General features: G+C 58.5%; 9 protein-coding genes and 1 pseudogene. 7 read left to right on the top strand and 3 right to left on the bottom strand.

The genetic code is table 11. The features are described from left to right. Positions 1-411 precede the first annotated feature (411 nt). From ORS3428_RS03655 to ORS3428_RS33815, 3 genes are all read left to right on the top strand, one after another. Entirely contained in the window at positions 412-753 is a 342-nt protein-coding gene (locus tag ORS3428_RS03655; protein WP_071094672.1) for a hypothetical protein, read from the top strand. Beyond that, positions 725-1,405: a nucleotidyl transferase AbiEii/AbiGii toxin family protein gene (locus ORS3428_RS03650; protein WP_157895914.1), complete on the top strand. Its 681-nt coding sequence runs from the start codon at positions 725-727 to the stop codon at positions 1,403-1,405. Before ORS3428_RS03655 ends, ORS3428_RS03650 begins: the two co-directional genes overlap by 29 nt. A gap of 697 nt (positions 1,406-2,102) precedes the next feature. Then, on the top strand, positions 2,103-2,486 hold the full coding sequence (locus tag ORS3428_RS33815) for a DNA-processing protein DprA (protein WP_244507840.1): 384 nt from the start codon (positions 2,103-2,105) through the stop codon (positions 2,484-2,486). Here ORS3428_RS33815 and ORS3428_RS34355 read toward each other — a convergent pair. The 3 genes and pseudogenes from ORS3428_RS34355 to ORS3428_RS03630 all read right to left on the bottom strand — a co-directional run. After that, entirely contained in the window at positions 2,433-2,666 is a 234-nt protein-coding gene (locus ORS3428_RS34355; protein WP_443136836.1) for a nucleotidyl transferase AbiEii/AbiGii toxin family protein, read from the bottom strand. The two genes, ORS3428_RS33815 and ORS3428_RS34355, sit on opposite strands and share 54 nt — an antisense overlap. Next, the gene (locus ORS3428_RS03640; protein WP_157895913.1) at positions 2,663-3,250 is read right to left on the bottom strand and encodes a nucleotidyl transferase AbiEii/AbiGii toxin family protein; all 588 of its coding nucleotides are present in this window, start codon (positions 3,248-3,250) and stop codon (positions 2,663-2,665) included. The genes ORS3428_RS34355 and ORS3428_RS03640 overlap by 4 nt, the downstream gene beginning before the upstream one ends. Positions 3,251-3,986: 736 nt before the next feature. Continuing rightward, positions 3,987-4,364 (bottom strand): annotated as a pseudogene (locus ORS3428_RS03630) (IS256 family transposase); the annotation flags it as partial. A gap of 557 nt (positions 4,365-4,921) precedes the next feature. Between ORS3428_RS03630 and nifH the strand changes: the two are divergent. From nifH to nifE, 4 genes are all read left to right on the top strand, one after another. After that, positions 4,922-5,815, top strand: a complete 894-nt coding sequence (gene nifH, locus ORS3428_RS03625) for a nitrogenase iron protein (RefSeq protein ID WP_071094674.1) — start codon at positions 4,922-4,924, stop codon at positions 5,813-5,815. Between the two features lie 98 nt (positions 5,816-5,913). Then, positions 5,914-7,416 carry a nitrogenase molybdenum-iron protein alpha chain gene (gene nifD, locus ORS3428_RS03620; protein ID WP_071094662.1) on the top strand — a complete coding sequence of 501 codons (1,503 nt, stop codon included), beginning with the start codon at positions 5,914-5,916 and terminating at the stop codon, positions 7,414-7,416. Positions 7,417-7,548: 132 nt separating this feature from the next. Next, positions 7,549-9,090: a nitrogenase molybdenum-iron protein subunit beta gene (nifK, locus tag ORS3428_RS03615; RefSeq protein WP_071094660.1), complete on the top strand. Its 1,542-nt coding sequence runs from the start codon at positions 7,549-7,551 to the stop codon at positions 9,088-9,090. Between the two features lie 58 nt (positions 9,091-9,148). Further along, on the top strand, positions 9,149-10,491 hold a 1,343-nt coding region (gene nifE, locus ORS3428_RS03610), incomplete at its 3' end, for a nitrogenase iron-molybdenum cofactor biosynthesis protein NifE (RefSeq protein ID WP_071094657.1).

Genomic DNA, 10,491 nt, shown 5'->3' with positions numbered 1-10,491 from the left:
CATTCCGGGGACATCAGGAAATGCTGGCCGTTCGGTATTCACAACCCCGCGTTTCATTCTCGGATCGCGATGGCTATCTTCCAACCACTCCGGACGCTCCAGAATCCTGGGGCCCAGGGGGTGCGAAGAAGAATTAGAGGCTGGGGTTCATGTTCAGACTCCTGGGCTGGGCAGTCGTCGCTATGCAATGGCGAAGCGGCGGCCGAGGGAAGCCCTCGAAATCAGCGTCGTATGCTTGTCCCCTCATCATGGGGCGAGTCCTTGGTGGGCGTGGCCGCAGGAGTCGATCGGTCCCTTGCATTGGGGCTGACGAGCGGAACGGTCGTTGTGCCGCGRTGAACTCTATTATGAGGCACGATGCCAAATTGCTCGTGGGTCGACTTTGTCAGGCGAAAGAACTATATACCGAGCATGGTTCACGCGATCACGAAGACCCATTTCATTGGCGCTGCTGAAGGTTTTTCAGCAGTGGACGGGCTTGTATTGGCTACGGTCAACGCGCCTTACAAGCGGGATATCAGCGTAGCGGCGCTGCGGGAGTGTATTGCCAAAGCCAAACTGGACGACTGGYCCGTCCATGTCGCCACTTTCTTCACAGAGGTGGAGCCTTTTCTCGTTTTTCAATTTGCAAGCGCTCACGGTATCTCTAAATCCAAGCTCRYCAAGGCTTACATGGCAATGAAGGCCGCGACGGGCGAGTACAATCCGGATTTGGAGACCGAACTTGTCTCACTGGCGCCTTCTCCTCGATAGAGCAGTAGCAGGCCTCGACCGAGTCCGCGCGAAAGGGCAACCCGTCCCCGATTGGGTGCTCGGGGGCGGTACCGCTCTGATGGTCCWCACTGGTCATCGCCTCAGCAAGGACATCGACGCGTTCATCGATGACCCCCAGTATTTGTCGGTCCTTTCACCCCGATTGGGTGGYGAAGGCGCCTGGGWCCATCAGGCATATGATGAGGCGCCAAACTACCTCAAACTCATCTACCCAGAAGGCGAGATCGATTTTATCGTCGCTTCTTACATTACTAATGTGCCAACGGAGCGGAAGATCATTGGCGGGAGTGGGCTTAGTGAGGAACTTTCCCATTCGATTGAAATTGAACACCCGGTGGAGATAGCCTTAAAGAAGCTCAACTATCGTGGCCCTTTGTTGAAGGTCCGGGACGTATTCGATATCGCAGTAGTGGACTACTTATTCTCGGATTTGCTCCAGGACAACCTACATTTCGTGTCGCATTTGAAAGCGGCTATTGGCATCAGGTTAATCAATCTCCAAGAAGATTATGTTCGCAATGAATTGGGGGAACTCAATATCGCTGAAGAATGGCGACCCATTGCCGACATCTGCCTCGATCGCATGAGGGAGATTGCAGAGGCTATTCCCGACCCCAAATCCACGCCATAGCCGGAGCCTTCGGGTAACTGGCCCTTCGAAGAAGACTCATTGCCTACGGTTGAATAATACCGATAAGGGATTTGGTGGCGTTGCTACCGAATAGCGCGAATTCCTAGGGTCTGCCGCTCATCAAGGAGCTGAAAATTATCGTATTTTCCGGCGGACCTCATCTTGCCTTGAGCGATATCTCCGCCGAGAGGGCTTCGGTGTATAGCGTAACGCCGGAGTTCAATAACTGCCGGATCGCCAGAAATTCAACTCGAAATTCTGCGCTCGAATTGATGGGGGCACCGTGATTGGCCAAGAGGCAGCGTTGGAGAGAAAAGGCCCGCTGCCGGGAGGAGGTGGCAACGGGCCCGATTCGAAAACGGCACTAGAGGGGGTGTGCCGCATTCAAGTTCGGCATCGCATCTAGAGAGTTGATGGCCGACACCCTCATAGTAGCTTCCGCGTTAGATATTGCAACGCACAAATGTCATCCGCAACGCAAAATCAGCATTGGCCTGCCGCAAAAAGAGCCCACAATCGGGGCGACCATGACGTTATCCCACAAGACACCGACAGGTGGAAATTCGAGCCGCAGCAGCCGACCCGTGGCGCTTGGCGTCTCGCAGCTTTTGCGGATAGGAGGCACAGTCAACCGCGCTTCGTTACAACCGGTAGGCTCAGCGATGTGACTGGAAGAGCGCCACCTGTCGCAGATGCCTTGGAATACAAAAGCTCGATTGGACTCACGGTGACGCGCTGCATAGCCATGGTCGGCGCCCACGAAGCGACCGACGACAAAAAGCAGCGCTCAAGACAGCTGGCGCGCGACCTCACCGTCCGCAAACGCGCGCTTGGGAAGGACGGCTTCACTATCGTTTCGGGCCTAGCCGCCGGAATCGATCGTGTCGCCCACGAAACGGCCATGRCTAACGGCGGGCRCACGATTGCGGCAATCGGTACGCCTCTCAGCACCTACCATCCGAAGGAAGACGGAGACCTCCAGGAGCGCATCCCCAAGGAGTTTCTGCTGATTTCGCAAATTCCGCTTTTACGCGATGCCGCTCAGGCCATTCCGCAAAATCTGCTCTTCTGTTGGCAGTAGCGTGTCACGGCGTTCAAATGTCGCTCGGATTGCCTGGATCAGCGATCCACCTTCGAACGCGAACAGCCGCGACAGCGCCAGCAGGTCGTAAAAATCCTTCATGCGACTGTTCGCCTGGCCAAGCAAGACGATTGCCTGGAGTTTTTGGGCAACCACGGTTTCCCTGGGATAGGCTCTCAGTCGAGGACCCTCGGCCGACAGAAGCGGCGGAAATTCCAGTTCCTGCGCCCTCGCGTAACAGCGTCACCAAAGCCGATGTCAACTTGTACCGGGATCCGGGTCCTCCCGAGAGACGCTGTCGTCTGCACCCTGACGCCGCCATATTGCTGGCCTTCACGGATCACCTCGACGCTTAGGCCGTTCGCATCGTACGCCAGTCCGTCTTTTTCGGCCTCGATCCGGCAAATCGTTTCGAAAACGGATCGGATCGCCGTTACGGCTGGATTGCGGAATCCGAGAAGATCGAGGTCCTGCGTAGGGCGATTCGGATCGTTGAGCCACGCTGTGAAGAGCATCGCGCCCTTCAGGATGAACTGATCGCGATGCGGGGAGATGCTCAGCCGATAAAGCAGCCTCTCGATGGCGTATCGCCTCAGGATGAGCTGATTGTCCGTCTGCTTGCTCCGCGCGATGTTGCGGAGCCGAGCAAGAATCGATGCTGGAAGATTCGCCGGCCTATCCTTCATCAGCAACTGTGCTTTCAAGATAAGGACGAACGACGCTCCAGATGCGCAGCGCCTGCGCATATCGGGCAATGTCGCCAATGGAGAGCGCCTTTTCGCCGAAGCGAGCAACCCGGATCGGYGGWTAGTCGATCGTCGGCTTGCGGTCCTTGGAGCCGATTGCGATCCAGACGCCGAGGGATCAATCCGGCTACACTGGCTCGTCTGGTTGACGAGGGCATCCTCCATCGCCCCTCACGAGGGCTCTACGGACGCGCGGATGCCGACGTCGACATTTCTCATTCCCTGGCCGAGATCGCAACTCGAGTTCCGAAAGGCGTGATCTGCCTCGTATCGGCGCTCCAGTTTCATGAGATCACGCTGCAGCTTCCGCGCAGCGTCGGGCTTAGCCTTTCTGGATCGCCATCCCATGCGCAGCGCTTCCATTGCAACGTCAAGGCCGACGGCGTTTCAGGTCCGACAGGCGCATGATCCCATGGCGCTCAATCAGACCGACGGCAAGCGTCAAGACCTACACCATCGATTCGGTGCCTGTCCGGATCTTCGATCCGGCCAAATCGATCGTGGACTGCTTCCGCTTTCGCAACGGTCGCGCTGAGAGGTTTCAACGATTCGGTCATGTATCAAACTGTCGGTAATTACCGGTAAGTTCCGACATTTTATTACACCGCAGTGAAAGTCGGCAAGCAGCCCTTCCACCGTTCTGTAAACGTGGCGCGAGACATCGGCGCGTCAGCATCGTAGCGCGATGGAAGAACATAGCGTGAGTTCCCGGCGCATGTCCTGCGTTAGCTTCCGAAAATGACCGTCATCGGCCGCCGCTCATGCCCATCGCCTTAACCAGATCATCGACCGAGCGGGTCGAGATACCTTGGACGTAGGCCTCTTGGATGACGGCCGTCAACGCCTTCTCGGCCAAACGCCGCGGCTCCAGGAACGACGGGAAGTAGGAGCCCTTCCTCAGCTTGGGGATGCGCAGCTCCACCGTTCCGGCCCGCGTCTTCCAGTCGCGCTCGCGATAGCCATTGCGCTGGGCGATCCGCAGCGCGCTCATCTCACCATAGCCGGCGCCGGTGGCGGCGCCCACCTCCAGCTCCATCAGCCGCTCGGCGGCAAAGCCGATCATCTCGCGCAGGATATCGGCGTCGGGGGTCTTCTCCACGAGCGTGCGCAGGTTCATCATGTCGTCGGTCATCGGTGGTTCCTTCGAATCAGGTTGGTCTCAGCAACCCGAGCCTAACGGGGAACATCGATGATCGCCGCTACGCCGCTCGCTCGCTTCAGCGCTGTTGAGGGCGCGCTCGCAAGCGGCTGCGCTACCGCCGAGCTACACCACTCAGCGGGTCGCGACCCGACAGCAGCCGTGGCGTTCTCGATTGGTGCCAGAAGACAGATGCGTGATCCAGGATTAACGTTCTGACGGCGCAATTTGGCCGGGGAGGCGTGCCGCTCACGAGGAGTGGACGACAGTGTTTGTGTCTYTCGGTCCCGGCGTGAGGTTAATGGCTGTCATATTTAACGCTGTCTGACATGTTTCGTTGGTCTTGTCAGGTTCGCGACATAGGCTCGGCTAGCCATTCCTTTATTTTGCTCAGGTCAAATATCTGAAAAGGAAGAACAAAAAAACTTTCTTCGATCGGTCAATAAAATTGGCATGAGTTTTGAGCCTTGCGTTACGAGGCGGCGAAAGCTGCCGACCGGCATTCATATCGCGGGCAGCCGCGATGAATGGAACGAAGGAAGGAAAGCTACATGTCAGGTCTGCGTCAGATCGCCTTTTACGGCAAGGGCGGCATCGGCAAGTCCACCACCTCCCAAAATACACTCGCCGCCCTTGTCGATCTCGGGCAGAGGATACTCATCGTCGGCTGCGATCCCAAGGCCGACTCCACCCGCCTGATCCTGAACTCGAAGGCGCAGGATACCGTGCTGCACCTTGCTGCAAAGGAAGGTTCGGTGGAAGACCTCGAACTCGAGGACGTGCTCAAGATCGGCTACAAAGGCATCAAGTGCGTGGAGTCGGGCGGCCCCGAGCCGGGTGTAGGCTGCGCCGGCCGCGGCGTCATCACCTCGATCAACTTCCTCGAGGAGAACGGCGCCTACGATGATGTCGACTATGTTTCCTACGACGTGCTCGGGGACGTGGTGTGCGGCGGTTTTGCGATGCCGATCCGCGAGAACAAGGCCCAGGAAATCTACATCGTCATGTCCGGCGAGATGATGGCGCTCTATGCCGCCAACAACATCGCTAAGGGCATTTTGAAATACGYCCATTCGGGCGGCGTGMGGCTCGGCGGCCTGATCTGCAACGAGCGCCAAACCGACCGCGAGCTCGACCTCGCCGAAGCGCTGGCTTCCAAGCTCAATTCCAAGCTCATCCATTTCGTGCCACGCGACAATATCGTCCAGCACGCCGAGCTAAGGAAGATGTCGGTGATCCAGTATGCGCCGGACTCGAAGCAGGCCGGGGAATACCGTGCGCTGGCCGAGAAGATCCATGCCAATTCGGGCCAGGGCACMATACCGACCCMAATCACCATGGAGGAGCTCGAGGACATGCTGCTCGACTTCGGCATCATGAAGACAGACGAGCAGATGCTTGCCGAGCTCCAAGCCAAGGAAACGGCGAAGGCGGCCGCACTGTAACGAGCGTTGTCTACTTGAGGTGCGGCCTTGACCTAGCGCGCCTTTGGAATAACGGCGCCTCGCCGGTGAGGCGTCACACGAACCTTGAAAGGGGTCCCATGAGCCTGGAATACGAAAATGACGGTGCTCTCCATGCGAAGCTTATCGAGGAGGTGTTGTCGCAATATCCCGACAAGACTGCGAAGCGCCGCAAAAAGCACCTCAACGTCGCAAAGAGCGGGGACGAGCCCGGCGAGGAAGGGGAGATCCTTTCGGAATGTGACGTCAAATCGAACATCAAGTCCATTCCCGGCGTGATGACCATTCGCGGCTGCGCCTATGCCGGCTCAAAAGGCGTGGTGTGGGGGCCGGTCAAGGACATGGTCCATATCTCGCACGGTCCCGTCGGCTGCGGGYAATATTCCTGGTCGCAGCGCCGCAACTACTACGTCGGCACGACCGGCATCGACACGTTCGGCACAATGCAGTTCACCTCCGATTTCCAGGAGAAAGACATTGTTTTCGGCGGCGACAAGAAGCTGGAACAGATCATCGACGAGATTGAAGAACTTTTTCCATTGAACAAGGGCATCACCRTGCAGTCCGAGTGCCCGATCGGCCTCATAGGCGACGACACCGAAGCGGTTTCGCGCAAGAAGGCCAAGGAGATCGAAAAAACGATCGTGCCGGTGCGTTGCGAGGGCTTCCGCGGCGTCTCGCAATCGCTCGGCCACCACATCGCCAATGATGCGATCCGCGACTGGGTGTTCGAGAAGAGGGAGGTCGAGTTCGAGGGAGGCCCATACGACGTCAACGTGGTCGGCGACTACAATATCGGCGGCGACGCCTGGGCTTCGCGAATCCTGCTCGAGGAGATCGGCCTGCGCGTGGTCGGCAACTGGTCCGGCGACGCTACGCTCGCCGAGATAGAGCGCGCGCCGAAGGCCAAGCTCAATCTCATCCATTGCTACAGGTCTATGAACTACATCTGTCGGCACATGGAAGAAAAGTACGGCATCGCTTGGATGGAGTACAATTTCTTCGGTCCCTCCCAGATCGAAGCCTCCCTGCGCAAGATTGCCAAGCATTTTGGGCCGGAAATCGAGGAGAAGACCGAAAAGGTGATCGCCAAGTACCGCCCCTTGGTCGACGAGGTAATCGCCAAATACCGACCGCGCCTCGAAGGCAATACGGTGATGCTCTATGTCGGCGGCCTACGCCCCCGCCACGTCATCACGGCCTACGAGGACCTCGGTATGGTGATCGTCGACACAGGTTACGAGTTCGGCCACAACGACGATTATCAGCGCACCGCCCACTACGTGAAGAACGGCACACTGATCTATGACGACGTGACCGGTTATGAGTTGGAAAAGTTCATCGAGGGGGTTCGCCCTAATCTCGTAGGCTCGGGGATCAAGGAAAAATACCCCGTTCAAAAGATGGGCATACCGTTCCGTCAGATGCACTCCTGGGATTATTCGGGGCCCTATCATGGCTATGACGGCTTTGCCGTTTTCGCCCGTGATGTGGATCTTGCCATCAACAACCCGGTCTGGGGACTATTCGAGGCGCCTTGGAAAAGACGTCCGAGCCGTGGGCGGGCGATGGCTGCCGAATAAATACCGGACCCTTCGCCTTGGTCTCCCCAAGGAGACGATAAACCCCGCGATCCGTGATCGCGGAAGACCAGAAACGTTTGATGTTCCTGTCCCGCCGTATGGCGCGGTCAGATACCAAAAGAGGTGACCACCATGCCGCAGTCGGCCGAAAAAGTTCTCGACCACGCGCCCCTCTTCCGCGAGCCGGAATACWGGCAGATGCTGGCCGACAAGAAGCTGAATTTCGAATGTCCGCACCAGGATCWGGTCGTTACCGATCAACGCGAGTTCACCAAGACCTGGGAATACCGGGAAAAAAACTTCGCTCGCGAAGCGCTTGTCATAAACCCCGCCAAGGCCTGCCAGCCGCTAGGCGCCGTGTTCGCGGCCACGGGCTTCGAGCGAACCATGCCCTTCGTGCACGGTAGTCAGGGTTGCGTGGCCTATTACCGCTCGCACCTGTCGCGCCATTTCAAGGAGCCAGCATCGGCAGTTTCCTCCTCAATGACCGAGGATGCGGCAGTGTTCGGCGGCCTGAAGAACATGGTCGACGGGCTCGCCAACACGTATAAACTCTATGACCCGAAGATGATCGCCGTATCGACGACTTGTATGGCCGAGGTCATCGGCGACGACCTGCACAGCTTCATCGAGAACGCCAAGGAAGAAGGCTCGGTCCCGCGCGACTTCGACGTGCCCTTCGCGCACACGCCGGCCTTCGTCGGCAGCCACGTCGACGGCTATGATGGTACGGTCAGGGGCATTTTGGAGCACTTCTGGAAAGGCCAGGAGCGTACGGAAGTCCTGGGAACGATCAACATCATTCCGGGCTTCGACGGCTTTTGCGTTGGCAACAACCGGGAACTCAAACGCCTGCTCGATCTGATGGGCGTGTCCTATACGTTCATCCAAGATGCCTCTGACCAGTTCGACACACCATCGGACGGCGAATACCGCATGTATGACGGCGGCACGAAAATCCAAGACGTTAAGAATGCACTCAACGCCGAGGCGACACTATCACTACAGCATTACAACACTCGAAAGACGTTGGAATATTGCGAGGAGGTCGGCCAAGCGACGGCCTCGTTCCATTACCCGCTGGGCGTTCAGGCGACCGACGAATTTCTGGTGGAGGTCTCCRCTATTTCCGGCAAGGAAATCCCCGAGGCAATCCGACTGGAGCGCGGCCGACTTGTTGACGCCATGGCGGACARCCAATCCTGGCTGCACGGCAAGAAATACGCACTCTACGGCGACCCGGACTTTGTCCACGCCATGGCCCGCTTCATCATGGAGACAGGCGGCGAGCCGACCCACTGCCTCGCCACCAACGGCACGACGGCGTGGGAAGACGAGATGAAGGAACTGCTTGCCTCCTCGCCCTTCGGCAAGGAGGCTCAAGTCTGGGCGGGCAAGGACCTGTGGGCGATGCGATCGCTGCTCTTCACCGAGCCCGTGGACCTGTTGATCGGCAATTCCTATGGCAAGTATCTGGAGCGCGACACCGGCACGCCGCTGATCCGGCTGATGTTTCCGATCTTCGACCGGCACCATCACCATCGCTTTGCCCTCATGGGCTACCAAGGCGGGTTGCGCGTACTGACGACAATCCTCGACAAGATCTTCGACAAGCTCGATCACGAGACAAGCGAGACGGGGGTGACGGACTATTCTTATGACCTCACCCGCTAGGAGCGGTGGCCGGCTTTTACAACTGGTCCGTCTTYTCGATTGACTTTGGAGACCGGCAATGTCCTCGCTCAATGCCAAGATCCAAGATCTCTTCAACGAGCCTGCCTGCGAGAAGAACCGCGGCAAGGACGCCAAGGCGCGCAAACAGGGCTGCTCCAAGCCGCTGACCCCCGGGGCGGCAGCCGGCGGCTGTGCCTTCGACGGCGCAAAAATCGTGCTGCAGCCGATTACCGATGTCGCGCATCTGGTCCATGCACCGCTCGCCTGCGAGGGCAATTCCTGGGACAACCGCGGCACGGCTTCGTCCGGGCCAACGCTATGGCGCACAAGTTTCACGACCGATCTCACCGAACTCGACGTGATGATGGGGCAGGGCGAGCGGAAGCTTTTCAAAGCAATCCGCGAGGTCAAGGAGGCCTATGCGCCGCCCGCGATCTTCGTCTATTCGACCTGTGTGACGGCGCTGATCGGCGACGACATCGAGGCCGTGTGCAAGCGCGCGGCTGAAAAGTTCGGCCTGCCGGTGGTGCCGATCAATGCGCCGGGCTTCGTCGGCTCCAAGAATCTCGGCAACAAGCTTGCCGGCGAGGCGTTGCTCGACCATGTCATCGGCACGGCGGAGCCCGACGATGCCGGCCCTTACGACATCAATATCCTTGGCGAATTCAACCTCTCGGGCGAATTTTGGCTGGTGAAGCCGCTTTTTGATCGGCTCGGCATCCGGGTGCGAGCCTCAATTCCGGGCGACGCGCGCTACCTCGACGTTGCGTCAGCGCACCGCGCCCGGGCAACCATGATCGTGTGCTCGACCGCCCTCATTAATCTGGCGCGCAAGATGGAGCAGCGCTGGGACATCCCGTTTTTCGAGGGCTCCTTCTACGGCATCACCGACACTTCTGAGGCGCTCCGGCAGATATCTCGACTGCTCGTGAAGAAGGGTGCGGATCCGGAGATCCTCGGCCGCACCGAGGCATTGATTGCTGAAGAGGAGGCGATTGCCTGGAAGAAGCTCGCGACCTACCGGCCGGGGCTCGAAGGCAAGCGCGTGCTTCTCAACACCGGCGGTGTGAAGTCCTGGTCGGTGGTCCACGCACTGATGGAGATCGGCATCGAGATCGTCGGCACCTCGGTCAAGAAATCAACGCCCGAAGACAAGGAGCGCATCAAGAAGATACTCAAGGACGAAAACCACATGTTCGAGACCATGGCACCGCGCGACCTTTATGCCATGCTCTCGCAACGCAAGGCCGACATCATGTTGTCGGGCGGGCGCACGCAATTCATTGCACTGAAGGCAATGACTCCCTGGCTCGATATCAACCAGGAGCGTCACCAGCCCTATGCCGGCTATGACGGCATGGTGGAACTCGTGCGCCAAATCGACCTCGCCATCCGCAACCC

It is taken from the genome of Mesorhizobium sp. ORS 3428, assembly GCF_001854785.1.
Lineage (GTDB): Bacteria > Pseudomonadota > Alphaproteobacteria > Rhizobiales > Rhizobiaceae > Mesorhizobium.
The sequence above is the reverse complement of the archived record's forward strand: the minus strand, read 5'-3'. Positions and strand labels throughout refer to the sequence as shown.